The sequence below is a fragment of the Faecalibacillus intestinalis genome (assembly GCF_003024685.1).
GTDB classification, from domain to species: Bacteria; Bacillota_I; Bacilli_A; order Erysipelotrichales; family Coprobacillaceae; genus Faecalibacillus; species Faecalibacillus intestinalis.
Map to the genome: position 1 here is coordinate 184225 of NZ_PYLQ01000001.1, position 26287 is coordinate 210511.

At 30.8% G+C, this 26287-nt stretch carries 26 protein-coding genes and 1 pseudogene; 23 read left to right on the forward strand and 4 right to left on the reverse strand.

Annotated features, from left to right (window positions below; translation table 11 throughout):
- Positions 1-9 precede the first annotated feature (9 nt).
- From C7U54_RS00945 to C7U54_RS15060, 5 genes are all read left to right on the forward strand, one after another.
- A complete protein-coding gene (locus C7U54_RS00945; RefSeq protein WP_107028965.1) occupies positions 10-699 on the forward strand; it encodes a response regulator transcription factor in 690 nt (229 codons plus the stop codon).
- Complete coding sequence (locus C7U54_RS00950; RefSeq protein WP_206603561.1) at positions 696-1940, forward strand: sensor histidine kinase; 1245 nt, start codon at positions 696-698, stop codon at positions 1938-1940. Before C7U54_RS00945 ends, C7U54_RS00950 begins: the two co-directional genes overlap by 4 nt.
- A gap of 115 nt (positions 1941-2055) precedes the next feature.
- Positions 2056-2730 carry an ABC transporter ATP-binding protein gene (locus tag C7U54_RS00955; protein WP_107028967.1) on the forward strand — a complete coding sequence of 225 codons (675 nt, stop codon included), beginning with the start codon at positions 2056-2058 and terminating at the stop codon, positions 2728-2730.
- On the forward strand, positions 2727-5171 hold the full coding sequence (locus tag C7U54_RS00960; RefSeq protein ID WP_107028968.1) for an ABC transporter permease: 2445 nt from the start codon (positions 2727-2729) through the stop codon (positions 5169-5171). The genes C7U54_RS00955 and C7U54_RS00960 overlap by 4 nt, the downstream gene beginning before the upstream one ends.
- An 88-nt stretch (positions 5172-5259) precedes the next feature.
- Positions 5260-5349: a DUF6040 family protein gene (locus C7U54_RS15060; RefSeq protein WP_270590916.1), complete on the forward strand. Its 90-nt coding sequence runs from the start codon at positions 5260-5262 to the stop codon at positions 5347-5349.
- A gap of 456 nt (positions 5350-5805) precedes the next feature.
- Here C7U54_RS15060 and C7U54_RS00970 read toward each other — a convergent pair whose 3' ends face one another.
- On the reverse strand, positions 5806-6003 hold the full coding sequence (locus C7U54_RS00970) for a DUF6061 family protein (protein ID WP_107028969.1): 198 nt from the start codon (positions 6001-6003) through the stop codon (positions 5806-5808).
- A gap of 540 nt (positions 6004-6543) precedes the next feature.
- Here C7U54_RS00970 and C7U54_RS00975 point away from each other — a divergent pair.
- The 4 genes from C7U54_RS00975 (at position 6544) to C7U54_RS00990 (ending at position 9378) form a co-directional block, all read left to right on the forward strand.
- On the forward strand, positions 6544-6681 hold the full coding sequence (locus C7U54_RS00975) for a DUF2500 family protein (protein WP_241522550.1): 138 nt from the start codon (positions 6544-6546) through the stop codon (positions 6679-6681).
- A 571-nt stretch (positions 6682-7252) separates the two neighbouring features.
- Positions 7253-7870: a flavodoxin family protein gene (locus tag C7U54_RS00980; RefSeq protein ID WP_022002819.1), complete on the forward strand. Its 618-nt coding sequence runs from the start codon at positions 7253-7255 to the stop codon at positions 7868-7870.
- A gap of 1 nt (position 7871) precedes the next feature.
- Positions 7872-8678 carry an HAD family hydrolase gene (locus C7U54_RS00985; RefSeq protein WP_107028971.1) on the forward strand — a complete coding sequence of 269 codons (807 nt, stop codon included), beginning with the start codon at positions 7872-7874 and terminating at the stop codon, positions 8676-8678.
- A gap of 1 nt (position 8679) precedes the next feature.
- Positions 8680-9378, forward strand: a complete 699-nt coding sequence (locus C7U54_RS00990; RefSeq protein WP_230308135.1) for a pseudouridine synthase — start codon at positions 8680-8682, stop codon at positions 9376-9378.
- A 5-nt stretch (positions 9379-9383) separates the two neighbouring features.
- Here the strand turns inward: C7U54_RS00990 and C7U54_RS00995 are convergent, their stop codons facing one another.
- Positions 9384-10568: an MFS transporter gene (locus tag C7U54_RS00995; RefSeq protein WP_022002816.1), complete on the reverse strand. Its 1185-nt coding sequence runs from the start codon at positions 10566-10568 to the stop codon at positions 9384-9386.
- A gap of 135 nt (positions 10569-10703) precedes the next feature.
- On the opposite strand from C7U54_RS00995, the gene C7U54_RS01000 reads away from it, so the two are divergent.
- The 8 genes from C7U54_RS01000 to C7U54_RS01035 all read left to right on the forward strand — a co-directional run bounded on the left by C7U54_RS01000 (position 10704) and on the right by C7U54_RS01035 (position 17026).
- A complete protein-coding gene (locus tag C7U54_RS01000) occupies positions 10704-11495 on the forward strand; it encodes an SDR family NAD(P)-dependent oxidoreductase (protein WP_162297477.1) in 792 nt (263 codons plus the stop codon).
- An 87-nt stretch (positions 11496-11582) separates the two neighbouring features.
- Positions 11583-12824, forward strand: a complete 1242-nt coding sequence (locus tag C7U54_RS01005) for an aminotransferase class I/II-fold pyridoxal phosphate-dependent enzyme (RefSeq protein ID WP_241522551.1) — start codon at positions 11583-11585, stop codon at positions 12822-12824.
- A 22-nt stretch (positions 12825-12846) separates the two neighbouring features.
- On the forward strand, positions 12847-13116 hold the full coding sequence (locus C7U54_RS01010) for an acylphosphatase (protein ID WP_107028973.1): 270 nt from the start codon (positions 12847-12849) through the stop codon (positions 13114-13116).
- A gap of 9 nt (positions 13117-13125) precedes the next feature.
- Positions 13126-14103, forward strand: coding sequence for an asparaginase (locus C7U54_RS01015; protein WP_048923304.1), 978 nt, complete (start codon positions 13126-13128; stop codon positions 14101-14103).
- 293 nt (positions 14104-14396) lie between these two features.
- Positions 14397-14747, forward strand: a complete 351-nt coding sequence (locus C7U54_RS01020; protein WP_022002811.1) for a MazG nucleotide pyrophosphohydrolase domain-containing protein — start codon at positions 14397-14399, stop codon at positions 14745-14747.
- Positions 14748-14850: 103 nt separating this feature from the next.
- The gene (locus tag C7U54_RS01025) at positions 14851-15717 is read left to right on the forward strand and encodes an NAD-dependent epimerase/dehydratase family protein (protein ID WP_107028974.1); all 867 of its coding nucleotides are present in this window, start codon (positions 14851-14853) and stop codon (positions 15715-15717) included.
- 176 nt (positions 15718-15893) lie between these two features.
- Positions 15894-16679 (forward strand): 2-hydroxy-6-oxo-6-phenylhexa-2,4-dienoate hydrolase, encoded by a 786-nt coding sequence (locus tag C7U54_RS01030; RefSeq protein WP_107028975.1) that lies wholly within the window; start codon positions 15894-15896, stop codon positions 16677-16679.
- Between the two features lie 83 nt (positions 16680-16762).
- Positions 16763-17026, forward strand: coding sequence for a hypothetical protein (locus C7U54_RS01035; RefSeq protein WP_107028976.1), 264 nt, complete (start codon positions 16763-16765; stop codon positions 17024-17026).
- Here C7U54_RS01035 and C7U54_RS01040 read toward each other — a convergent pair.
- The gene (locus tag C7U54_RS01040) at positions 16984-18408 is read right to left on the reverse strand and encodes an alpha-amylase (RefSeq protein ID WP_107028977.1); all 1425 of its coding nucleotides are present in this window, start codon (positions 18406-18408) and stop codon (positions 16984-16986) included. The two genes, C7U54_RS01035 and C7U54_RS01040, sit on opposite strands and share 43 nt — an antisense overlap.
- Before the next feature lie 91 nt (positions 18409-18499).
- Here C7U54_RS01040 and C7U54_RS01045 point away from each other — a divergent pair, with 91 nt between their 5' ends.
- The 6 genes and pseudogenes from C7U54_RS01045 to C7U54_RS01075 all read left to right on the forward strand — a co-directional run bounded on the left by C7U54_RS01045 (position 18500) and on the right by C7U54_RS01075 (position 24351).
- A complete protein-coding gene (locus C7U54_RS01045) occupies positions 18500-19798 on the forward strand; it encodes an ATP-binding protein (RefSeq protein WP_107028978.1) in 1299 nt (432 codons plus the stop codon).
- Between the two features lie 2 nt (positions 19799-19800).
- A complete protein-coding gene (locus C7U54_RS01050) occupies positions 19801-20310 on the forward strand; it encodes a nitroreductase family protein (protein WP_107028979.1) in 510 nt (169 codons plus the stop codon).
- Positions 20311-20320: 10 nt separating this feature from the next.
- Positions 20321-21007 carry a Bax inhibitor-1/YccA family protein gene (locus C7U54_RS01055; protein WP_162297478.1) on the forward strand — a complete coding sequence of 229 codons (687 nt, stop codon included), beginning with the start codon at positions 20321-20323 and terminating at the stop codon, positions 21005-21007.
- Between the two features lie 70 nt (positions 21008-21077).
- Positions 21078-22442 (forward strand): MATE family efflux transporter, encoded by a 1365-nt coding sequence (locus C7U54_RS01060; protein WP_107028981.1) that lies wholly within the window; start codon positions 21078-21080, stop codon positions 22440-22442.
- Positions 22443-22632: 190 nt separating this feature from the next.
- A pseudogene (locus C7U54_RS15475) lies at positions 22633-23081 on the forward strand (type III toxin-antitoxin system ToxN/AbiQ family toxin).
- Between the two features lie 223 nt (positions 23082-23304).
- Positions 23305-24351, forward strand: a complete 1047-nt coding sequence (locus C7U54_RS01075) for a HipA domain-containing protein (RefSeq protein WP_107028984.1) — start codon at positions 23305-23307, stop codon at positions 24349-24351.
- A gap of 21 nt (positions 24352-24372) precedes the next feature.
- On the opposite strand, the gene C7U54_RS01080 is transcribed toward C7U54_RS01075, so the two are convergent.
- Positions 24373-26286, reverse strand: coding sequence for an ABC transporter permease (locus C7U54_RS01080; RefSeq protein WP_107028985.1), 1914 nt, complete (start codon positions 26284-26286; stop codon positions 24373-24375).
- Position 26287: the final 1 nt, after the last annotated feature.

Below are 26287 nucleotides of genomic sequence, written 5' to 3' on the forward strand. Positions count from 1 at the left end.
GCAGATGCTATGCCAGGTATACTCGTGGTTGAAGATGATGAAAATTTAAATCGTGGAATTACATTCTCACTGAAAAAATCCGGATATGAGGTTTTTTCAGCAGAATCAATGAAAAAAGCGAAAAGAATTGCAAGTGATCATAATGTGGATGTTACCATTTGTGATGTGAATCTTCCGGATGGGAATGGACTGGAATTTGTAAGGTGGATGAGATGCAATTATAATACATACATTATTTGTCTTACAGCACTAGATCAGGAGATGGATCAGGTCATGGGATATGAAGCAGGGGCAGATGATTATATTACAAAGCCGTTTAGTCTTTCGGTACTTCTTTTGAAAATAGAAGCATATTTCCGCCGCAGACAGGAGAAAACGGAAGCCGAAAAGATGATTTCGGGAGATATCGTATTTATCGCAGGAGAAATGAAAGTCCTGATAAAGAGTCGTGAAATCAGTCTGACAAAAACGGAGTTGAAAATGCTGACTTTTTTTCTTCAGAATCCGAAACAGATTCTTTCAAAAACACAAATATTGGAAAATGTGTTTGATCTGGAAGGGGATTTTGTAGATGAAAATACAATCGCTGTCAATATCAGAAGACTCCGTAAGAAAATTGAAGACAATCCGGCTGCACCGGTCTATATAAAGAATATCAGGGGTCTTGGGTATATATGGAATCAGGAGGTAAGGCAGTGACAAAGAGATATCGCAAGAAGATCACAGTAGTGCTCTCTGTGGTATTGCCTGTCATAATATTGTTTGCAATATTAAATTGCTTTACCACGTATGTGTTTTATGAAGATTATAAATATAAAATGAATCTTATGACAGAGATTGTTGCAAAGGAAGAATTTTCCGGGCTGGATGCTGTTTCGGAATTGCTTAAGGATAAGGATATTGAAACTAGCGAACAGGGAAGGCAATTATTGGAGCAATATGGATACTGGGGAAATAAAGGGAATGCATTTTATTCGCAATTCCAGCATCAGGTTATGGTGACCGGTGCTGTAAGCACTGTGATATGCGTGCTTCTTTTTACTTTTTTACTTTATTGGAAGAAAAAAGAAGATGCGTGTCATCAGAAAATTTTAGACCAGTTGGAAGAAATTCTGATCAGATTCCGTGAAAATAAATTTGATGATTTACTGAAAACGGAAAATCACACAGAACTGGAAAATTTGAATGATCAACTTGAAGCAATCGGACATCATATTCAGTTGCTAAAGGAAGAAGCACAGGAAGAAAAAGAGAGCACGAAGGAAATGGTTTCTGATATTTCTCACCAGTTAAAGACACCGGTTGCAGCTTTAGATATATGCTTTAGTGTGCTGATGCAGAATGACTTAAGTGCCACAGAACAGGAGGAGTTTCGTGTCCGTTGTCGGAGTGCTCTGGATGGCCTGGAGACATTATTGCAGTCGCTTCTTGAAATATCCAAGATGGAAACTGGACTGATTCAGATGAATAAGAAAAAATTTCCGCTTATGGATACTGTCATATCTGCTGTGAACCGTACTTATCCCAAAGCGGATGAGAAAGAGATAGAATTTGTTTTTGACTATGAAAAAGAGCTGGAAACATGCACGATTATGCAGGATAAAAGGTGGCTTGGTGAAGCTGTGATCAACGTTCTGGATAATGCAGTCAAGTACAGTCCGTGTGGTTCAAAAATTTTTATTCGGTTGCAAAAAAGAAACAATCTTGTAAGAATGGAAATTGAGGATCAGGGAATTGGTATTCCGCAGAATGAGTATCACAAAATTTTTCAACGATTTTATAGAGGAAGTTCCAGGGAGGTCATGGAAAAGAGTGGTACAGGAATCGGACTTTTTCTATCGAGAGAAATTATCGAAAAACACGCAGGTACGATCACGGTAACCTCCGGCAAAAAGAAAAAAGGAAGCACGTTTGTAATTCAATTACCATATGTTGGTTAAATTTTAAGTGAGCAGAAATCTTACAATTCTGTAAGACTTCTGCTCGTTTTTTGAAAGTGAAATGAAAGATTGTCCTGATACAATTTGAATGTAGGATGAAAAGGAGGCAAAACACATGAGTGTGATATTAGAAACTAAGCAGCTTTGTAAGTTTTATGGCGCAGGTGAGAATCAGGTCAAAGCGGTCAATCAGGTGGATATTCAGATTGAGCGGGGAGAATTTGTTGCAATTGTTGGAAAGTCAGGTTCCGGTAAAAGCACATTACTTCATATGCTTGGAGGGCTAGACACCCCGACAAAAGGCAATGTTACTTTAGCAAGGAAAGATTTATACAGGATGAAGGAAGATGCCCTTGCTGTTTTCCGTAGAAGAAAAATCGGATTTGTTTTTCAGGCATTTAATCTGGTTTCATCTGTTAATGTCTGGGAAAATATTGTACTGCCACTGGGGCTGGATGGAAGAAAAGTGGATGAAGCGTATATAAATGATATTATTGCAACTCTGGGGATTGAAAATCGGATTTATAATCTGCCAAATCAGTTATCCGGAGGACAGCAGCAGAGAGTAGCAATTGCAAGAGCACTGGTGAATCGTCCGGAAATTATATTTGCGGATGAGCCGACCGGAAATCTTGATTCTAAGACCAGTGATGAGGTAATCGCTCTGCTTAAGATGACAGCAAAAAAATATGGACAGACAATTGTAATGATTACCCATGATGACGAAATTGCACAGGTCGCTGACCGTATTCTGGTGATTGAGGACGGACAGGTGGTGGATTTCAGATGAAGACAATAAGCAGGATTGCATATAGAAATGACAAAAAGAACAGGACAAGAAGTATACTGATCATGATGGCAATCTGTCTGACTACGATGCTGCTTGTGATTATCAGTACTGTGGGAAATGGAATGATCCGTTTGCAGAAAAGTCAGGCGGCAGGATCATATGGAAGCAATTATGGTCTGTTTGTTTCCGCAGACGGATCGCAGTTAAAAGAAGTAAACCGCCGTGCGGAAATAGATGCTACAGGCACTATGTGCACCGAAGGTATCATAAAAGGCAATGAAAAAGGCGGGTTTGTCTGCATGGATGAGACTGCAAGAAAAATGCTTCCTTATAATAAAGAATATGAGTTGAAGGAAGGAAAGTATCCGGGGGGAACGCAGGAAATTGCCGCAGGAAGAGCATTCTTTCGTGCAATGGGATATGATGATGTAAAAATCGGAGATACGGTTACACTGGATTACCGCGCAGGGATGCAGTCAGAATATAAGCCGGAAGAATTTGTTGTCAGCGGAATCCTATATGATCGGGATGAGTATACCATCGAGGCATCTTATGTTGCTTTCGGGTCACAGGAGTTTTATGATGAGCACGTCGCAGAGAATGACAGACAGTATAATATTTATTTTACTTTAAATGATTCGGCAAATGTATCTATGAATAATATTGATTCGGTTATAAAGCAGATTGCAGCAGCTTGTGGGATCGAAGAAAAAAACGTTACAGTCAATGATCTCTATTTGCAATGGGTCTTGCAGCCGAGTTATGAAATGATTGCGGTATGTGGAATTCTGATTCTTGCAATTGTACTTTTCTCTGTTGTGGTCATTTATAATATTTTTCAGGTCGGTATTGCCAACAAGATACAGGAGTATGGAAAAATTAAGGCTCTGGGAGCGACAAAAAAGCAGATGAAACAACTGATCTTCAGAGAGGGCATTTTTTTGACAATTTTTTCAATACCAGTTGGATTGCTTTTTGGCTTTCTGATTGCAAAATGCGGTTTTAACTGGCTGGTAGAACAGGGAAACTTTGTATCAACCGGAATTGGCTCTATGGGAGTCCAAAATCAGCAGGTGCCACTATATTCCCTGCCTGTTATGCTTCTATGTATTTTCGTATCATTTCTTACCGTTGCTTTGGCACTGCGTAAACCAATGAAAATTGTTTCACGGATTTCACCTATCGAAGCAACACGGTATTTAGAAAATGCAGAAACACAAAAAAAGGGAAAGCGAATTGGCAGAAAAAATGTCACTGTGTTTTCTATGGCAATGGCAAATGTGACGGGTAATCCAAAAAGAACCATTGGTACCATCCTCACAATGGGGCTTTCTTGCACATTGTTTGTGATTATCTCTAATTATGTCGGAAATATTGACACGGAGCATGAAGCACGTCTTTCCGTTAATCATGGACAATTCGAACTGCAGCTTGACTATTCTGCTGAGTATGATGAAAGATATCCGGAGAATAATCTGGATACGATTCTGACGGACAATCCATTGAATGATTCGCTGATTGAAGAAATCAAAAGCATTCCGGGAGTGACAGATGTCATGACGAGAGAGATTGTCTCTGTAAATCTGAACGGAACGAGATTTCCGGGTGCTATTGTGAGTAAAAAGGATTTTGATTTTATGCACCAGGACGGGGATATTGGCTCTATGGACTATGAACAGGCGGTAAAGAATGGTGATATTTTCTTTGGCTGGTCGACGTGGATGGAACAAGATGGATATACTCCGGGAGAATCCATTGCATTTAACTTTGAGAATGGAAGTGGAACCTATACCTATCAGGGAAAGATTGCAGGATCCTTTGTAAGTGCGGACACTTATCTTGTCATTCCGGAAGGTGTATACCGTTCCATGAATCTGAGAGGAACAGCCTATGGCTATCTGTGGGTGGACTGTGATAAAAAAGATGTAGCATCTGTGGAACAGAGTCTGAATACTTTGATTTCTAATGCTTCGCATATAAAAATGGATACCTATCATGCACAGTTACAATCTGCAGAATTAGCAGCTCGCATGATGAAGCTTGGCTGTTATCTGTTTATGGCGGTTGTAGGACTCATCGGTTTTATGAATATGGCAAACACCATGATTATGAATATTACGACAAAAAAGCAGGAATATGGTGTATTACAGGCTGTGGGTATGACAAATAAACAATTAAATTTATGCCTGCAGTTACAGGGACTGATTTTTACGGTTGGCACCATATGCGTAGCTTTGATCATTGGTCTGCCGCTCGGTTATGCACTTTTTTCCTATGCAAAACATAATGGAATATTTGGAATGAATATCTATCATGTTCCAATTACACCAATTCTTGCTATGATTTTGCTGGTCGGTCTTTTGCAGATTGTGCTTTCCCTCGTTTTAAGCAGTAATCTGAAAAAGGAAACGCTGGTTGAAAGAATAAGGTATCAGGGATAGCAAATATTGCTGGGATATCCTCAGTAGCATAGTGGCGATAACGAGTACAGCTATTGCAATTTACCTTGGGGAATAGATAAAATCAGTTATTCCTATAAATCTCATTACGTTGTTGCTGCTGGTACATATGGTTTATATCGGAATCAGATGTTATGTGAAAGAACGGGGACATTATTAGGGAATAAATAGGATATTGAGAAAACGATGATGTAAACTGTCGTCTTCTCAATTTTTTATATGTTTAAAATACAGCTTGATGAACTTGCCTGTCCTAAAATTTTAAAGACAGTTATTGCTGACGGAAAAGGAATTGAGGTAAATACTTCCAGTTACAGATATGGATTGTCTGATCTCACTCCGTCAAGGGATATTTTAAAATTATATTGGGAATTGGGTGGGCAAATACTCACCATCGGAAGCGACAGCCATAAACCAGAACACCTGGGAACGTTTATTAATGAGACAAAATAGGAATTAAAAGCACTTGGCTTCAAAAAGTTTTGTACTTTTGATAAAATGCAACCGATTTATCATCAATTATAATAAATTTGATTAAGCAGCCTGTATGTAATGAAGCATACAGGCTGCTTGCAGTTTATAACTCTAATGAATCTTCTGTATCTACCCACATCTGTCAATTGCCCTCAAGATATAATCTCGCATATTCAAGTGGTTCATCGGCTGCAAGTGAAGTCAATGCACAGTCTGATCCGGGTGTGGTTTTTAAATCCTTTTCGGCTTCCCAGCAGTCAATGCGAAGCATATAGCCGGCACTGGTATAAACATCAATACTGTTGCACTGTGGATTGTATTCTGCAAATATTGTTCTCATCGTATCTTATCTCCTTATCGCTCAATCATCAGTTTCAAAAATCAGAAGCATTTCAATCAGTCCACCATGTCACTTTTATTTTGTGTTATACTGTTTTATATAATTTTTTTGCCCTTGTATTTTCCCTTATCAGAGTTCGTAAACACTGGTGGGAAGATATAACACAAGGGAAACAATAAGGGAAAGCTCACCTGCGACAAATCCAGTGTTTTCAAGGGTTTGCGGAGAATTTGATAACAAAATATAACAGTTATTAGCTCTCTTAAAACAGGTGAAATCTCAATCGGAAGTTGCAGGATGAAAGTTTAAGAATATGATGATTGTTTTTTTCAGTTATGTTTTTACTGATATTGGTGATGATTCTAGTTATATTTATAAGTGGAACAAGAAGTTGGAATAAAAATAATAATTTTTCCTCTGTTTAAAGGTGGAAGCCAGAGTGGCTGCCAAGCGACAGAGTACGATCCAGGTTGAGGAGACATCTCAGCGGTCCACGGGTATCATAGTACCACCAGTACGTCTTATTACGTTATTTTTGAGGTGGAAAGTGGTGCTTGGATGGAGTTTTCTGTATATGGAAAAAAGTATGGGATGCTTGCAGAAGGAGATGAAAGAAAGCTGATCTTTCAGGACAGTCGTTATCTGAGATTCGAGAGGACAATTTATAATAAGAAGTAGAACCTCCAGTTTGTAGAATTCAAAAATTTAATATGAAATGTGAGATAGAGCGTATGGAAATAAACAAGACGTTCTATTTTTTTGCCTTTTTGAAAAAAGTGATTAAAAAGCTATTGGCATTTTGTTACTGGAGTTTGAAAACTATCACAATCAGATAAATCAAAGCAAGTTGAAACGCAAGTGTACTCGTGATTTCATTGAAAGTCTATTAGGTGTTAGGCTTAAAAAATAGTTTTATAAAAATAGGGAGATGTGTTTTGGAACAGGAGGTAAGAGCTATCCTTGATAGATAAGGACAATGCGAAGAAATGGGTTGCTAAAGGGGAATTATCCGAACTCATAACATTTAACGATAACTTTTCAATCGTTAAATAATGTAGTAGATACGATTGACCATACGTACTTATCATATGTAAAAAGGGTAGGCGTATTTGCAGTTGTGTCGTTCCACATTGAAAATATTTTAAGATTTGAGAAATTCTAGTGATTTCTTTTTTTATAGCAAGTTATACAAATAATTATTTGTCATATTATAAAGAGTGATTTACAATAAAAATAGGAGGAAAAAGGAATGAAAGTATTATTAGTTAATGGAGGAGCCCATCCTAAGGGGTGTACAAATAGAGCTTTAGAAGAGGTAGAAAAAGCATTAAAGGAAGAGGAAATAGAAACACTCATTTATCATATTCCTAATGTTCCATTACAAGATTGTATTGCTTGTGGAACTTGTGCTAAAATAGGTAAATGTGTTTTTGATGATTGTGTTAATGAATTTGTAGAAATGGCAAAGGAGGCAGATGGTTTTATTTTTGGAACACCTGTTTATTATGCTCATCCAACTGGAAAGGTTCAAAGTTTTATGGATCGTATTTTTTATAGTGGAAAAGCAGCTTTTGTTCATAAACCAGCTGCTACGATTTCTTCTTCAAGAAGAGCAGGGAGTGTTACAAGTATGGATGTTTTAAATAAATATTTTAGTATTTCACAGATGCCAATTGTTTCTTCTATGTATTGGAATGAAGTTCATGGAAATACCGTAGAAGAAGTAGAACAAGACAAAGAAGGATTAGATACAATGTATGCTTTAGGTAAAAATATGGCATGGATGTTAAAGTGTATTGAAGCTGGTAAAAAAGCAGGAATTGATATTCCTCAAAATACGAAAAGAAATACAAATTTTATAAGATAAGATGAAAATATTATATGTTTCTGATTTAGATGGAACACTTTTAAATAGTAAACAACATACTTCATCTTATACTAATCAAGTGATTAATCAATTAGTAGATGTAGGTATGTTGTTTTCTTATGCTACAGCGCGATCTTATTATTCAGCCAAACCAGCAACAAAAGGATTAACTGCTAAAATTCCTTTAATTCTTTATAATGGGGCTTTTGTTATTGATAATCAAAGCCAAGAAATTCTTGTTTCTAATTTCTTTTTAAAAGAAGAAGTGGATGATTTATCTTTCTATTTTAAACAAAAAGACTTCTATCCTATTGTCTATGCTTTTAGAAATAACTATGAAAAATTTAGTTATATACCTGATAAAATAACAAAACAACAACTTGATTTTATAAACACAAGAAATGATCAAAGAAAAAATCCTATAAAAGACCATCTTTTTAAAGGAAATGTCTTTTATATAACATGCATTGCTTCAAAAGAGCTTTTAGAAGGTTTTTATCATGATTTAAAAGATTATTATCAATGCTTATTTTCTAAAGATATTTATAGCCAAGATTGGTGGTTAGAAATCTTACCAAAAAAGGCAACAAAAGCGCACGCTATTTTACAATTAAAAGAATATTTAAACTGTGATAAAGTAGTTGTGTTTGGTGATGGTTTAAATGATCTTTCTATGTTTGAAATAGCTGATGAAAGTTATGCTGTTGAAAATGCTTGTCGAGAACTTAAAGAAAAGGCAACAGGTGTTATAGGACATCATGATCAAGAGAGTGTAGCTCAATATTTGAAGGAAAATTATAAGGGATAATATGAAAGATTTATATTATGTTTTAATGTATAATCATTTAGGTAATGTAAAACAATGCAAAACTCTCATTAAGCATGGCTTAATTAAAGTAAATGGCCTTGTTGAAACAGATGCTAAAAGAAAAATAACAGAAGATGATTGCATAGAATATCAAAATAGAATACTAAATAGTCAACCTTTTACTTATATCATGCTTAATAAGACCCAAGGTTATATATGTGCAAATAAAGATGAAAAAGAAAAATGTGTTATTGATTTAATAGAAGAAAAAGATTGTTTTTGTTTAGGAAGATTAGATAGAGATACGACAGGTTTACTTCTACTCACAAATGATAAAAGTTTAAAGAAACTCTTATTACCTCAAAATCATGTAGATAAGGTTTATTTGGTCGAAGCTAAAAGGAGACTAAGTAAAAAGGATAAAGAGATTTTTGCTAGGGGGATTGTTATTGATGAAAATATTCAATGTCTACCAGCAAAGATGGATATCATTGATGATTATTGGTGTTATGTAACGATTCAAGAGGGGAAATATCATCAAATAAAGAAGATGTTTTTATCGTTAAATAATGAAGTGGTTTCTTTAAAAAGAATCTCTTTTGATCAAATACAATTAGATTCTTCATTAAAAGAGGGAAATTACCGTTTTCTAACAAAAGAAGAAAGAAATAAGCTTATAAAAAAAGCGGCTCAATGTTGAGTCGCTTAAACTTTTTCTGTCGTTAAAATAACAATAACAGCTCCTACAATAGATAAAATGATACCAGCAAGTAAAACATGACCAACACCTAAAGCATCAAGCATAATTCCTCCGGCGAAGTTTGCAAAAACACCAGATAAAGTCATTGAAGTAGTAACTAAAGATTGTCCTTTAACGCGATCTGCTAAGGCAATTTTTTCATTGACATAATAAACAGAAGCAGGAATAAATAAAGCATAGGCAAACATTTGACATACTTGGGCAAGGTAAATCATAATCATATTTGTCGCAAAATATGTAAGGGCATGTTTGACACAGAACATTAAAATTGAAAACTTGATAAGGGTTCCACAATTGATTTTTTCAGACATTTTAGAAAAGAATGCCATTGTTGGAAGTTCTAACATAGCTGCTACGAAAACAGCATTTCCCATATCTGCACTTGTACCACCAATATTTGTAATAATTTGAATAAAGAAGTTATTAATGATGGTATGAGCAAAATAAACAAGGACGAATCCTACTAAAAATAAGATGAATTTTTTATATTTCATACAGAATTTACCAAAAGAAAGTTGTTCAGTTTCTTCTTGTGGTGTTTCTACTTGTTCAACATCATTTTTAAACTCTTTTGGTAAAACAAACATTTTAACAACAATAAATAATAAAACAGTAAATAAAATATAGAAAAGAGGTAAAATACCTGGAGAAAAACTTTCAACAATATGTCCTAAAGCTAAAGAAGCAATGGCATAAGCTACCGAACCTAAACCTCTAGCAAGACCATAGTTAATTTCAATACCATGTTGTTCAAAAGCAAAAGCAAGAGAATTCATCAGTGGCATAATTGATGACATAATTGAAAAGATAGTAACAACTAAAAATAAAACAAATAAAGCACTTCCTGGAATTAGATAAAGGATGGCTGATAATGCGATAACCACTAAAATGATAGGAGCCATAATATTTCTAATTTCAATATTTTTATGATTGTCAGCAAAAGAGGCAAGCATAGGTTGTAATAAAACAGCGATAATACTTGAAAGAGCTAAAGCAATCCCAATTTGTGAGTTAGAACAACCTTTATCTAATAAAAAGACAGAGGCATAACCCATCATTGCTGCAAAAGCAGCAAAATAAAAGATTTGACTTCCCGCATATTTCAAGTTTAGACTACGATTTTTTTTCATAAACATTTCCTTCCTTGATTGATATTCGTTATCTTTATTTTATCATATAAACATAAAATGTAAGCGCTTTTTTATTTTATGAAAAAATTCATTCTCTTTTACCTGTTTGTAAACTATAATAAATGTGGTGATACAATGAAAGAAATAATGATAATTACAGGTGCAAGTTCTGGTATGGGAAAAGAATTTGCTAGACAAATTGAAAAGAAATATCAAGTTGATGAATTGTGGGTTATTGCTAGAAGAAAGGAAAGACTGGAAAGTCTAAAAGAAATATTAGAAACAAAAGTAAAAGTACTTGCTTTAGATTTAACACAAAAAGAATCATTTGAAATACTTCAGGAAGCTTTATTTAAAGAAAAACCAAGAGTGAAAGTTCTTGTTAATTGTTCAGGCTATGGAAAATTAGATCATTATGAAAATATGTCGTCAGAAACAATTGAAAATATGATGAATTTAAATATGCTGGCAGTTGTCAAAATGGTAAATACTATTTTACCTTATATGCATAAAGAAAGTCATATTGTTAATTTTGCTTCATGTAGTGGCTACATGCCAATTCCTTATTTAAATATTTATGCTGCTTCTAAAGCTTTTGTTCTTAATTATTCAAGGGCATTAAATGAAGAATTGAAGTATCGAGGGATTCATGTATTAGCTATTTGTCCTTATTGGGTTGAAACAGAATTCTTTGATCGTGCTGTTGAAAAAGATAAAAAGCCCGTGGTTATCCGTTATGGAAAAGTATATCAAGCAAAAGATGTCATAAAAAAAGCAATTAAAGATATGGAAAGTTCTAAAGATGTTTCCCTTTATGGAACGATAAATAAAATACAAATATTAGGGATGAAGGTTTTACCACATCGATTTGTTAAAAAGATTTGGATGGCTTATCAAAATTTAGATGGAACAAGGAAGATAAGATAGATTGTATTTAATTAAAAAAATCTTTAAAATTAGAGAATTTTTTATTAAAGTGTGATAAGATAAAATCAGTGAAATAGAGAGGTATGTATGATGAAAAAATTTATTAGACAAAATATAGATCATCAACCAATTGTTGATAATGTTTTTAAAATCGTAAGTTTAGCAAATGATGCAATTGCTAAAAAAGGAAAAGAAAATATTGTCAATGCGACAATTGGTTCATTATATGATGAAGATGGAAATTTAGTTGCATTAGATACCGTATTTAATACGTATAACAGTTTAGATAATAGAACAAAAGCAAAATATGCTTCAAGTTTTAGTGGAAATCCTAACTTTAGACAACAGGTTTATAATTGGGTCGTACAAGATACAAAACTTGATTTATGTCATAGTGTTATCGGAACACCTGGAGGATCAGGAGCCGTTAGTTCTACTATTTTAAATGTTTTAGATGAAGGTCAAACTTTAATTATTCCTCATATTGCTTGGGGTAATTATAAATCAATGGCAACGATTGCTAATTGTAAAGTACAAGCCTATCAAATGTTTGATGGGGATGCTTTCAATATTACAAGCTTTAAAGAAACTTGTCGTGAAGTAATGGCAAGACAAGGTAAAGTTTTAGCGATTATCAATGATCCATGTCATAACCCAACAGGATATTCTATGACAGTTGAAGAATGGAATCAAGTGATTGATTTTTGTAATGAATTATCAAATGAAGGACCTGTTATTATTTTAGATGATATTGCTTATATTGACTATTCTTATAACTTAGAAAGATCAAGAGATTATATGAATGCATTTAATCGTATGAATGATCAAGTCATGATTGTTGTAGCATTCTCTTGTTCTAAAACATTAACTTCTTATGGTTTAAGATGTGGTGGTGCTGTTATTTTAGCGAAAAATCATGAAGATGTAAGATCACTTGAAATCTTGATGGAAAAACATGCCAGAGCTTCTTGGTCAAATATTCCTAATGCAGCAATGGAAAACTTTGTTAAAGTAACAACAGAACATAAAGATGAATTTAATGCAGAAAAAGCAAAATATGTAGATTTATTAAGACAAAGATGTGAAGTCTTTAAAAAAGAAGCAGATGAATGTGGTTTAGCGTATTATCCATATAAAGAAGGTTTCTTTGTGACTTTAAAAGTAGAAGATGATGATTTATTAACACGTTTCCATGAAGCAATGATTGCTCAAGATATTTATACAATTAAAGTAAATAAAGGTATTCGTGTTGCTTTATGTTCTCTTTCAATTGAAAAATGCCAAGGACTTGCCTTTAAAATGAAAGATATTTTAGATAGTTTAAAATAATCGGGGAAACCGGTTATTTTTTATGGAAAGAAGAAAATATTTATTTAAAGGCAGAGTTCAAGGTGTTGGTTTTCGTTTTCGTTGCTTTTCTATCGCAAATGAATTAAAATTAACGGGGTTTGTAAAAAATGAATATGATGGTTCGGTTTCTATGGAAGTTCAAGGAAAAGGTATGATTATTGAAAGAATGATAGAAAAATTGTATCAACAACCTTTTATTGAAATTGAACAAATTCATTATCATTTGTTAAGTATTAAAGAAAATGAAAAATCATTTGAAATACGCTATTAAGGAGGATATATGAAAACAATTGCTATTGTGGCAACAGGTGGTACGATTGCTGGTACAGGTAAAAAAGGAAAAACAGCAGCTTATCATGCAGGAGAAATTGATATTGATTCAATTATTGAAACAATTCCAGAAATTAATGAAGTCGCACATATTAAAGAATATCAATTAATGAATATTGATAGTAATGAAATGACACATGAAAAATGGTTGATTTTAAAAAATAACATCGAAGAAATCTTATCTGATGACACCATTGATGGTGCAGTCGTTACCCATGGGACAGATACTTTAGATGAAACAGCTTATTTTTTAACTTTGACATTAAATACACCAAAGCCTGTTGTTTTAACAGGAGCAATGCGTCCAGCAACAGCAACGAGTGCAGATGGTCCATTTAATCTTTATCAAGCTATTTGTTTAGCATGTCATGGAGAATCCTATAATCGAGGTGTTCTAGCATTATTTTCTAATACGATTTATTCAGGAAGAGATATTGAAAAAGTCAATAACTTTAAAATCGATGCATTTGATCAAAGATCACTAGGATGTTTAGGATATATGCAAGATCAAGAAGTCTATTTCTATACACAAACAAGTAAGATTCATACGGTAAAATCACGTTTTAATAAACGTATTGATTCGATTAAAAGTGTAGCGATTGCTTTTTATTACAGTGGTGCGGATGCTAAAATCTTATATGATCTTGCAAATAATCATGAAGGGATTGTTATTGCGGGATCAGGAAGTGGAAATTATAGCCAAGCATGGCTAAAAGCAATTGAAGAACTTTCAGAAAAAGGAACTATTTTTGTACGTTCTTCACGTATCTCACAAGGTATTGTGTTTGATGATGAAATTTTTGATCCACATCATTTATGTATTTCTTCAAATACATTATCACCACAAAAAGCAAGAGTTTTACTCATGCTTGCTTTAACACAAACACATGATCGTGATGAAATTAGAGAAATCTTTTTACAATATTAGAAGGAGAAATCCTTCTTTTTTTATATGTTTCTAATTGTTAGTCAGTATTAATATAAAATTAAACATGTTTATATTAAGAATAATTGATAGCTATGATACAATTTATGTTTAGAGAAAATCAATTAATTTTGGTGAATATTAGATCAAAATTTATCAATTAACAGTAAGACAATTTTTTAGATAAAAAACTATTTTATGTTATTTATTCAACTTTATGCATTGTCTGGAGTATAATGAACTTATAAAGCAAAGTATTATTTTAATTTTATGTGAAAAAGAGGGGGGAGAGTAATATGAAAACTCAAGAAGAATATTTCAATGATTTAAAGAAAGGTACATCATTAGTGGAACTACAAAATTATATTAATAATGTTTTAGAAATTAGAGGATTCAACAATCAGTCAATAGAATTAAAATTAATGTTATTAATGGAAGAAGTGGGTGAGTTAGCAAAGTCTATTAGAAAGGATTCAACAAGTTTACCAATTGATAGATGCAAAATAAATAATTATTCTCCTATTGAAGAAGAAATTGCGGATGTATTAATAGTTTTATTTTCAATAGCTAATAAATTACAAATTGATTTGTATGATGCATTTTTAAAAAAGGAAAGGGAAAATATAAAAAGAAAATGGAAGAAATAAATAAAAAACAAATGTATTATCTTTTAATATCAACGATATTTCATCAATCACAAAATACAAATACTACACTACAAAATAGTCTTAAATTAAAGGAGAAAGTAAGATGAAAGTTTTAGTTTTAGGTGGTACGAGATTCTTTGGTATTCATTTGGTTGATGAATTATTAAAAAGTAATTGTGATGTAACAATAGCAACTAGAGGGTTAACTAGTGATTCTTTTGGAAATAAAGTTAAAAGAATTAGATTGGATAGACATGATGAATTAAGTATAATTAATAACCTTAGTGACAAATATTTTGATGTAATATATGATAACTTGGCATATTGTTCCAATGATATAGAAATATTATTACCACATATTCATTGTGGAAAATATATTGTTACGTCTTCTACATCTGTTTACAATCCTTTAAAAGGAGATGTAAAAGAAACTGATTTTGATTCAATAACTTATCCATATATTAATTGTAAACGAAATGAAGTTGAATATGCAGAAGGGAAACGTCTTGTTGAGGCTGCAATATTACAAAAATTTAATGATATAAACTATATTTGTGTTAGATTCCCATTTGTTATAGGAAAAGATGATTATACAGGAAGATTGATTAAGTATATAAAATGTTATAGAGAAAAGAAAAATTTATATGTAAATAATATAAAAAATAAGATGAGTTTCGTAGATTCTAAAGAAGCTGGGAAATTTCTAGCATTTTTAAAAGATGTAAATAATTTTAAGGGATGTATTAATGCTGCTAGCGATGGGGTTTTATCAATGTATGAGATTTTATCAATACTAGAGCCGAATAAAAATGTTCTTGATAAAAATATTTCTGAGTTATTTTTAAAAAAGACTACAGAAATTGCTCCGTACAATGATGTAGAAAGTTACCAAATAAATACAGCTCTTGCTAAAAAATTAGGTTTTAGATTTTCAAATATTAATTCATTAATTAAAGAATATACAAAATAAATTATTAGTTAGGTAAATTGGGTAAAAGATAGTAATAATAACAAGAACGATACATCTAGCACAACGATATTTTTGATTTTAAATATAGAGCTTTATAATATTAGAAGGAGAAATCCTTCTTTTTTTAGCATAAAGTATGTTGAAATTATGTTAGCTAAAGCTAATGGAGGAATTCTATGAAAGTTTATACATTTGGAGATCAATCAAAGCCAGTAATGATGTTGTTTCCAGGAACGTGTTGTTATTGGAAAAATAATTTTGGACATGTTATAGAAGGGTTAAAAGAATATTTTTATGTCACAATTGTCAGTTATAGTGGTTTTGATGAAACAGAACACTCTACTTTTATCTCTGAATTAGATGAAACAAAAAAGATTGAACAATATATTCAAGAATATTTTAATGGTCATATTTTTGCTGTCTATGGTTGTTCACTTGGCGGATCTTTTGTATCTTTACTGTTAAGTAGAGAAAACATTCATATCGATCATGCGATTATTGGTTCAAGTGATATGGATCAAACTTCTAAGCTTCTTGCAAAACTACAAACTGCACTTGTAATGTCCATTATTTATCCTTTAATTACAGGCAAAGGAAGTAGACTAGCTAAAAAATTTATTTCTAAAAGAATGAATACTCAAGATGAAAATGCAAATTATCGAAAGAAATTCATGGAACTCATGGGTATAGGAAGTGGCATTGATTTTTTTTTTATTTCTAAAGAATCAATGAAAAATCAATTTTGTAGTGACTTATATACAAAAGTGGGTCAACAAATCCAAGTACCTCATACAACAATTCATGTATTCTATTCAAAAAAGATGGGTGAAAAGTATCGAAAACGTTATGAAAAATATTTCAAACAACCTGATATCATTGAATTTGATTTAAGACATGAAGAATTGTTGTTGGATGCTTCTCGTTGGGTCAAAGAAGTATGTAAGGCTTGTCAGATTGTTTGATATTTAAAATAAATTAAATGTGTTGATTAAAAAAATAATCATGCTTCAAGTATAAATACGTAATATTAAAAAGGAGAAAGAGTATGAAATTATATTATCCTGCCATTTTCTTAAAAGAAAACGATGGAAGATATTCAGTTTCATTTTCTGATGTTTTAGAAGCAATAATATGTGGGCATGATTTTGAAAATGTTGATATAAAAGAAACTGTTGTAAAGATTGAATTGAATTTAACTGGATTAGATGACAAAAAAACTAATTTTATAATTATAAAAAAGAGTAATGAATCAGGAAAACTGAATCATTACTCTTTTACGTATACAGCAAAGTTTTTATCCTCACAATAAAAATCACCATAACCATCTTCATTAATAAGAACTCTTTGATAACCATTAAAGACATTGACATAATAACAATGGCTATATTCTTTACCAACATACATTGATTTAATACCACCATTTGAATTCGTCATAATAATTGCCATTGCTTTTGTTTGGGTACGCCTAATCCAACCAATTAAATGAGGATAATCAAAATAATCTTCTTGATTTCCTTCGTTATATTGTTTTCTTAAAGAAAGGAGTTGTTGAAGCATTTCTTTTTTTGAAGAAACATTTTCATAATCAATACCTTCTAAATCACCATAGAAAACACAAGGATACCCTGCTTTTCTTAAAAGAGTTAAACAATAAGCATGTCCTTTAAACCAATCAGGAATGAAAGAAGCTAATGATTGACTTGGTTCCGTATCATGATTATCGACAAAAGTAACTGCATTTGAAGGATACATGGAAACAAGCGTTTGATCAAAAATATGAGAAAAATCATAATTTTCATTATGACTTGCATCATAAAAATGATAGTGAAGAGGAACATCAAATAAAGACATTTCAAAATTGACTTCTTTTAAATACTTTTCTAAATGATACACATCTCCGTGCCAATACTCACCAACCGTAAATAATTCTTTATTAAAATCGTGATATATTTTTGGCAAGAGGTTTTTATAAAAAGAAGCGGGAATATGTTTAACAGCATCGAGACGTAAGCCGTTGATTTTAGTAAAATTTATATACCAATAAAGCCATGAGGTAACTTCTTGAACGGTTTCTTCATTTCCAAAATCTAAATCCGCTCCCATTAAATAATCATAATTGCCATTTTCATCATCGACTTCTTGATCCCAACTTTTTTGATCAAAAAGGAAAATGGTATTACGATGGGTCTTTTCATCATAATCAATCCCATCAAAATGATACCAATGCCAAATAAAATCAGAATATTTTTTATTTCTACCAGGAAAAGTAAAAAGAGTATAGACTTTAATTTGTTCATCACCAGAAATGATTTCATTAGTATTTTGACGATTGACTTCTTTTGCATTAACAATTTCAGTACCGTCAGCCCCCATTTTATGATTCAAGACAATGTCTCCATAGACATCGATTCCTGCTTTTTGAAAAGCTTGAATACACGCTAAATAATCTTCTTTTGTTCCATATTTTGTTTCAATACTTCCTTTTTGATTAAATTCTCCTAAATCATAAAGATCATAAACACCATAACCATTATCATGAATACCGCCAACGCCTTTATAAGCAGGTGGTAACCAAATAGCTGAAAAACCCATTTCTTTATAAGATTTTACTTTTTCTTGAAGTTGTTTCCAAAGTTTTTCTTCAGGTTTTATATACCAATGAAACCCTTGTAATAAAACACCATTTTCCATTTTTTTCACCTCATTGAAACTATTATACACCATTTTATTTCATTTTCCTAAAAGATGCGTTAAAATAAAGGAAATTAGGGGGATTATATATATGTATGAATTAATATCAAATTTAATTCTTTATGGGAATTTACCAAAGGATGAAATTTTAGTACAACTTGCTAAGTTGTTATCAGATGATGAAAAATCAAATCATGAACTTCGTCAAGAAATTTATGGTCAGATAAAAAGATTATTAGAACTTGCAACTCAATATGGATTTAATGATAATTTATGGCATAATTATTTGACTTATTTATTAATGACAAATGAAAATCCATTTAGTATGACTTGTGAAAAACAAGGTGCAAGAGAAGGTACGGTCAATCATTTTGCTTTAAATGATTTTAAAGTATTTTATGATCTTTTCCATTATGATTTTAGGAGTATTGAAAAAGAATTAAATATTGATTGTTTTTCAACGCTTGCTGATTATCACGCTTTATCTAAACCAGAATTGATGTACAACAAGAATGTTTCTTTAAAAGTTCAAGAACTTTCAAAGAAACTAGAAGAAACAAAGAATGAACAAGAATTCTTTGATGTTGTAACACAATTCTACAAAGATTATGGAGTAGGTATGTTTGGTTTAAATAAAGCCTTTAGAATTGCGACAAGTCATGAAAACTATGTAGAATTAAAACCAATTAATAATATGGATGAAGTTGTTTTAGATGATTTAGTTGGTTATGAAATTCAAAAGAAAAAGTTATTAGATAATACTGTAGCTTTTGTTGAAGGAAGAAAAGCAAATAATGTTTTACTTTATGGGGATAGTGGAACAGGTAAATCAACAAGTATTAAAGCAATTGTAAATGAATTTTATGATCAAGGTTTAAGAATGATTGAAATCTATAAACATCAGTTTAAAGATTTATCAAATATTATTGCGATGATTAAAAATAGAAATTATCGTTTTATTATCTATATGGATGATTTATCATTTGAAGAATTTGAAATTGAATATAAATTCTTAAAAGCAGTAATTGAAGGTGGGGTTGAAACAAAACCTGAAAATATTCTTATTTATGCAACAAGTAATAGAAGACATCTTATTAAAGAAAACTGGTCTGATCGTAATGATGTTGTTCAAGAAAATGGAATGCATCAATCAGATACCATGGAAGAAAAACTTTCATTAGTTAATCGTTTTGGAGTTAAAATCAATTATTCTAAACCAATGAAAAAAGAATTCAATCATATTGTTTTAGAATTAGCACATAAAAATAATATCCAAATGGATGAAAAAGAACTATTATTAGAAGCAAATAAATGGGAACTTTCTCATGGTGGAACATCAGGAAGAACAGCGCAACAATTTGTTAACTATATTTTAGGATTGGAGAGATAAAAATGGATGCAATTGAAGCACTTACAACTAGAAGAAGTTGTCGTAGTTTTAAACAAGAACAAATCAAAGATGAAGAATTAAAAACTATCCTTGATTGTGGTTTAAATGCCCCAAGTGGTAAAAATAAACAATCAAGTAAAATTGTGGTTGTTCAAAATCAAGAAGAAATCAAAGAACTTTCAAAACTCAATGCGATTATTTTTGGAAAAGATGTTGATCCTTTCTATGGGGCACCAACAGTATGTTTTATTTTTGTCCCAAAAGATGAAAGTAATGGTATAAAAGATGGTTCATTAGTGATTGGGGCTATGCAAACAGGAGCGTATGCATTAAATATAGGTTCTTGTTGGATCAATCGTTGTAAAGAAATGTTTGAATTAGAAAAAGGCCAAGAATATCTTCGAAAATGGCATTTAGAGGATTATGTTGGTATTGGATGTTGTATTTTAGGATATGTTGAAAAAACATTACCTGAAAAGAAAATTTTAGAAAATCGTATTATTCAAGGATAGGAGAATGAATATGGATAACAAAACTTATGAATATGTTGAAGATTGTTCAATGACGATACAACAATACATTAACAATATTTTTAAATGGATGGTTATTGGTGTTTTAACAACTTTTGTGACAGCTTTTGCTTTAGAAAAATCATCATTTATGTCTTATGCAGGAATGCTTCCTTTCATTTTAATTATTTTTCAATTTGCGGTTGTTATTGGTTTATCAAGACGTTTAATGACAATGAAACCAATTACAGCAAAAGTTCTTTATATGATCTATTCAGTCATTACTGGTGTGACATTTTCTTATGTTATTGCAAGCTATACTTCCTTTAGCGTGGCACTTGCTTTTTTAGTAGCAGCCATCTACTTTGGTGTGCTTGTTGTACTAGGAACAGTGATTAAAATGGATCTAACAAGAATTGGAACAATCTGTCTAGCAGGATTATTTGTTTATATTATTTTTTCAGTTATTGTGATGATTTTTAATTTAGGTGTGGGAACACTTATTATGCCACTGATTTCACTTGCGTTATTTGCAGGAATTACAGCATATGATATGCAAAAATCATTACAACTTTATAATTATGCTTCATCTAATCCAGAAATGTTAGAAAAATTAAGTATTTATGGAGCATTTAATCTTTATTTAGACTTTGTTAATATCTTCTTAGATATTCTTCAATTATTAGGAGATAATAAGTAGTCAAAAGAGCGAAAGCTCTTTTTTTTAAATGCATAATCGATTATAATATCTTTTACACATAGGAGGGAATATGAAAAAACTAATTGGAAGTAAAGGATTTTATAAAATGGTTCTTGCGATTTGTATACCCATTGTTATTCAAAATGGTTTTACAAATCTTGCAAGTTTATTAGATAATATTATGATTGGACAATTAGGAACACTTTCTATGTCAGGAGTTTCTATTACCAATCAATTATTACAAGTATTTAATGTCACGATTTTTGGAGCTATGTCAGGCCCAGGAATCTTTATGGCACAGTTTTATGGAAAGAAAAATAAAGAAGGAGTGGAGAATTGTTTTAGGATCAAATTGATTATAGGAATTATAATTACACTGCTAGCTATTTTTTTATTCTATACATTTGGACAACAATTGATTTCTTTATATTTAAATGATAATCCTACTGATAGTTTAAAAACTTTAAATTATGGAATGGATTATTTAAAAATTATGCTCATTGGACTGATTCCTTTTGTAATTACACAAGTTTATTCATCGTCACTTAGAGAAACAGGAAATACGGTTTTACCAATGATTGCCAGTGTGGTCGCCGTGATTGTCAATTTCTGTATTAATTATATTTTGATCTTTGGACATTTTGGATTTCCACAATTAGGTGTTTCAGGAGCGGCGATTGGAACGGTTGTTTCTCGTGTGATTGAAATGAGTATTAATATTATAGGGGGTTCTCGAAATCTTTATTTAAAAGATGCTATTAAGATGAAGAAAGTTCCTTTTGATACAACTAAAGAAATGTTGAAAAGAGGATTACCTCTTTTATGTAATGAAATCTTATGGTCTATTTCTATTGCTTTGATTTCTCAAAGCTATTCTACAAGAGGAATTATAGCGGTAGCTGCCATTAACATAACAACAACAGTAACAAACTTCTTTATGATCGTATGTTATGCTATGGGTAACTCTATTTCTATTGTAGTTGGTCAACAACTTGGAGCAGGAGAAATTGAAAAAGCCAAAGATTACGATTTAAAAATGTTATTTATGAATTTTGTGATGTGTTTGGCTATAGGTATTGTATTATTCAATGTTTCATCACTCATACCACAAATCTATAATACTTCATTAGAAGTAAAAGCTTTAGCCTCACAACTTTTAAAAATTGCGGCATGTATGTTACCAATTATTTCTATTTATTACAGTAGTTATTTTACAATGCGAGCAGGAGGCAAAACTTTTCTAACCTTCTTATTTGATAGTGGTTATACTTTTGTTTTTACTTTCATGAGTGCTTTATTACTTACACGCTTAACATCATTACCAATATTGACTATATATTTACTTGTTCAATGTGTTGATATTCCTAAAGCAACACTTGGTCTTATTCTTGTAAGAAAAGGAATATGGGTACATAATATTGTAAGTGATCTCTAAAACATTGTTTTAAAAATGAAAATATGATATATTTTCTTTAGAGAATCCATGCTTTAGTTGGATTAAATCGGAGAACCAGAGCCTTAGTTGGAAACTCTAAATCAGAGAACCAGAGCCTTAGTTGGAAAGTATTTACGACAGAGATTGCAACTTGTAAATCTCTGTTTTACTTTATACGAGGAGGATTGTTATGAAATTTTATTATGTTAGAAAACAGTATTTAAAATATTTAAATGGACTAGATACACATATAATTAATAATGTTCAAATAATTGGCTTTCCTTTAAGAATAAATAAGCGAGGATATTTTATTCCTATAAGTTTATCAAAAAAAGAAGATCCACAAAAAAATCATCACCAACAATTTTTAGAATGTATGATTTTCATAGAAATAAATATTATGGAAAATGTTTATTTTTAAATATGTTTTGCATTCCTTATAAAGAGTTAAGTGAAATAAAAAATAAAACAATAGAAATGGAAGAAGTGAGTCAATTTATAGACGATAATAAAAAAAGAATACAAATTTCAGCAGAAAGACTCTATAAACAAAAAAATAAAAATTATCAACAAAATTATTTACAACATACTGTTAATTTTAAAAAAAATAGAAGATGCTGCACTTTCATGGGAGATTGAAAAATATGGAAAACATTCTAATCGTTTTCCTGATGAACATTATTTCCTAGTTAATCCATTTAATAATGGATTAGCTGAATATGATTTAATGAATAAAAATAAACAGGTTTGTTGAGTAGATTATGATAATACAAACAATAGAATAATTGATATTAAAGAAATTTATAATGAATCTTATGCACCTTTAGAATGTTTTAAAGAAGGAAAGCTAAATGTTGTTGAGATGAATTCATGGTTTAGAGGAAGAGGAATTCCTTCTTGGCGTGATGGACTTGATGATTTTTTAGATAATTTAGGACTTGATAATCAAGATGTTTTATTAAATAAAGCATATGGGTTATCGTTATCTGATCAATATTGGATGAATCCTGTTGAATCTAAGTTAAAATGGGAAGATATTAACTTTTTTGATCATGATTTTAATAGTCAAAGCTATATTGAAGCTATATTTGAAAATAAACTGGTAGAGGATGAAAAAATTGATTTTTATTCACCAAATAATACGTCAGATGGAATGTTAAAAAAGGCATGGGTCGTAGATAAAGATAAAAAGAGATATCTTTTAAAGAGTTCTTTTAAAAATAGAGAATTAGAACCTTTCAATGAAGTTTTAGGTTGTTTGATAAGTCAAGCAATTCATCTTGATTATACTGAATATGTGATAGAGCTTTTAAATAAAGCACCTTTATCTAAATGTGAGTGTTTTATCGATAATCATACAGAATTTATTTCTGCTTATGCGCTTTTAAAAAAAGAAAACATCAATTTCAAAGATAACAGGCTAAGTCTTTATAAAGCATATATTACTTTATTAGAAAATAATGGTATTAAAAATGCAAAAGAGAGCATAGGAAAAATGTTTATACTTGATTATTTGATGATTAATCAAGATAGACATTTAGGTAATTTTGGTATTATTAGGGATGTTGAAACATTAAAATGGTTAAAAATTGCACTTAACTTTGATAGTGGACAGGCGATGTATTCACAAAAAGAAGTTTATGAAATGAATTTTGAAAATGCAACAGGATGCTTTTTCAATGATAAAAATATAGATTTTGAAAAGATACTTGATTTCGCCTGTGATGAAAAATTAATTGGAAATCTTGATTTTATAGCTTTGGAAAAAGTACCGGATTTGTGGGAAAAGGAGTTATTAAAGTATCAAGAAATAACAATGATACCTGATGAAAAAATACAAATATTGATTAATGGACTTCAAACAAGAATTCATAAATTAAAAGCAAAAAAAGACTTAATGATCAAATGATGGTTAAGTCTTTTTAACATGTTATTTTTTCACAATACGATAATAAGCTTTAGAAGTGATTAAATAAATAATCGTATAAATAATAATTAAACCTGTAATACAACTGATTGTAGAAATAAGATAGATATTTTCATTACATAACAATAAACCATTTAATACCTTTAAAATAAGCGGATAAGCAAATAATAAATGAATAATTGCGACAATCAATGGAACAAAGAAGAAAATCAATACTTGGAATTGAATCGTTTGTTTTACTTCTTTTTGTGACATACCTACATTTTGTAAGATTTCAAATTTATTTTGATCTTCAAATCCTTCAGAAATTTGTTTATTGTAAATAATGATAATGGCTGCTACTAAAAACATAATTGATAAGAAAATACCGATAAAGAGAATGCTTCCATACATTTCATAGATAAATTCTTGATCTTCAATCCCATTTTGAGTAGTAAAATAATAATTCTTTTCACCAAGTTGACTATAATCTATTTTTATAAGTTGATTTGTAACATTCTTAACAACTTCTTTTGATGCATTGAAACCAATAAAGAATATTTGTGGTTTTAATTGATATTGATCAAGATTATTTTGATTCATAATAATAGTTATAGCATTAAAAGCATAACTATTACCAGTTTGAACTTGACGGTTTTTGATTTGATCTTTAATGACATAAGAATTGCCATTTAAAGAAAGAGAACGGTAATTATATTTTCCATAACTATAGAGATAGATTTCATTTTTATCTAAAGAAAGATTTTTATCAAAATAATGATTATAATCTTCTAAAGAAACAAGATTAATGCAAGAAAGATGTTTATAATCATAATCATCAAGTTTAGCATGATTCTTTTTTAAACTCCCAGAATACTCATAAACAGGTAAAGCATAAAGAGAATCATATTTTTCATCTTTTAATAATTCTTTTGTTTTATCAAAAACATAACTTGGATTTTTAAAACCATTCAACTTAATATTACCAGCCATATAACATTGACGGTCTATACTATCTTGAATTCCATTATATAAACAGATTGTTGAAGAAAGAGTAACCAAAACACAAGTACATAAAATACAAATATTTGCTAGTCCGACCGCATTTTGTTTCATACGGTATAAAAGACCAGAAATAGAAGTAAAGTGTGTTGGTTGATAATAAAAGTTTCTTCTTGATTTTAAGAATTTTAATAAAGCAATACTTCCTGCTGTAAATAAACTATAAGTTCCTAGCATGACTAAAATAACTGCAACAAAGAACAAAGTCATTGCTTTCATTGGATCAGTGATAGATAAGGCAAGGTAGTAACCAGCCCCTAAAGTAATCATTCCAAAAAGCGTTAAGATTATTTTTGTTTTAGGTTCTTTTTCACCAATGTTTTGTCCTTTTAAAAGTTCAATAGGATTACTTCTTACAACAATAGTAATATTGTATATTAAAGAAATTAAGAAAATGATACTAAAAATAATAATAGTTTGTATAAAAGCGTTCAATGAAAAGTTTAAAGAAAATTGAACACTTTTATGAATCAATCTTAAGATAACAACCGATGTTATTTGCGAAAGAAGAACACCTATTAAAATACCTGATGAAAGAGAAATAAGGGCAATAATGAGTGTTTCTAGAAACATCATCGAACGTATATTTCTTTTTTCCATCCCTAAGATATGATAAAGACTAATTTCTTTTTTTCTATTTTTTATAACAAAACTATTGGTATAAAGTAAAAATATAAAAGAGAAAATACTTATTACACCACTGCCTAATCCTAAAAACATCGTCATTTCTTGATGATCTTTTAAAGTAGGACTTTGTCCAATATTTCTAACAATAAAATATAAGGCAATAGAAAAGATTGTTGAAACAAAATATGATGTATAAAGCTTCTTATTCTTTTTGATATTTCCTAAAGCCAATTTTAAATAAAATTTCATT

Bases quoted from the DNA above. Each gene is read 5' to 3' on its own strand.
- C7U54_RS00945 (WP_107028965.1), top strand. From the start codon at position 10: ATGCCAGGTATACTCGTGGTTGAAGATGATGAAAATTTAAATCGTGGA.
- C7U54_RS00955 (WP_107028967.1), top strand. From the start codon at position 2,056: ATGAGTGTGATATTAGAAACTAAGCAGCTTTGTAAGTTTTATGGCGCA.
- C7U54_RS00960 (WP_107028968.1), top strand. From the start codon at position 2,727: ATGAAGACAATAAGCAGGATTGCATATAGAAATGACAAAAAGAACAGG.
- C7U54_RS00970 (WP_107028969.1), bottom strand. From the start codon at position 6,003: ATGAGAACAATATTTGCAGAATACAATCCACAGTGCAACAGTATTGAT.
- C7U54_RS00980 (WP_022002819.1), top strand. From the start codon at position 7,253: ATGAAAGTATTATTAGTTAATGGAGGAGCCCATCCTAAGGGGTGTACA.
- C7U54_RS00985 (WP_107028971.1), top strand. From the start codon at position 7,872: ATGAAAATATTATATGTTTCTGATTTAGATGGAACACTTTTAAATAGT.
- C7U54_RS00990 (WP_230308135.1), top strand. From the start codon at position 8,680: ATGAAAGATTTATATTATGTTTTAATGTATAATCATTTAGGTAATGTA.
- C7U54_RS00995 (WP_022002816.1), bottom strand. From the start codon at position 10,568: ATGAAAAAAAATCGTAGTCTAAACTTGAAATATGCGGGAAGTCAAATC.
- C7U54_RS01000 (WP_162297477.1), top strand. From the start codon at position 10,704: ATGAAAGAAATAATGATAATTACAGGTGCAAGTTCTGGTATGGGAAAA.
- C7U54_RS01005 (WP_241522551.1), top strand. From the start codon at position 11,583: ATGATGAAAAAATTTATTAGACAAAATATAGATCATCAACCAATTGTT.
- C7U54_RS01010 (WP_107028973.1), top strand. From the start codon at position 12,847: ATGGAAAGAAGAAAATATTTATTTAAAGGCAGAGTTCAAGGTGTTGGT.
- C7U54_RS01015 (WP_048923304.1), top strand. From the start codon at position 13,126: ATGAAAACAATTGCTATTGTGGCAACAGGTGGTACGATTGCTGGTACA.
- C7U54_RS01020 (WP_022002811.1), top strand. From the start codon at position 14,397: ATGAAAACTCAAGAAGAATATTTCAATGATTTAAAGAAAGGTACATCA.
- C7U54_RS01025 (WP_107028974.1), top strand. From the start codon at position 14,851: ATGAAAGTTTTAGTTTTAGGTGGTACGAGATTCTTTGGTATTCATTTG.
- C7U54_RS01030 (WP_107028975.1), top strand. From the start codon at position 15,894: ATGAAAGTTTATACATTTGGAGATCAATCAAAGCCAGTAATGATGTTG.
- C7U54_RS01035 (WP_107028976.1), top strand. From the start codon at position 16,763: ATGAAATTATATTATCCTGCCATTTTCTTAAAAGAAAACGATGGAAGA.
- C7U54_RS01040 (WP_107028977.1), bottom strand. From the start codon at position 18,408: ATGGAAAATGGTGTTTTATTACAAGGGTTTCATTGGTATATAAAACCT.
- C7U54_RS01045 (WP_107028978.1), top strand. From the start codon at position 18,500: ATGTATGAATTAATATCAAATTTAATTCTTTATGGGAATTTACCAAAG.
- C7U54_RS01050 (WP_107028979.1), top strand. From the start codon at position 19,801: ATGGATGCAATTGAAGCACTTACAACTAGAAGAAGTTGTCGTAGTTTT.
- C7U54_RS01055 (WP_162297478.1), top strand. From the start codon at position 20,321: ATGGATAACAAAACTTATGAATATGTTGAAGATTGTTCAATGACGATA.
- C7U54_RS01060 (WP_107028981.1), top strand. From the start codon at position 21,078: ATGAAAAAACTAATTGGAAGTAAAGGATTTTATAAAATGGTTCTTGCG.
- C7U54_RS01075 (WP_107028984.1), top strand. From the start codon at position 23,305: ATGAATTCATGGTTTAGAGGAAGAGGAATTCCTTCTTGGCGTGATGGA.
- C7U54_RS01080 (WP_107028985.1), bottom strand. From the start codon at position 26,286: ATGAAATTTTATTTAAAATTGGCTTTAGGAAATATCAAAAAGAATAAG.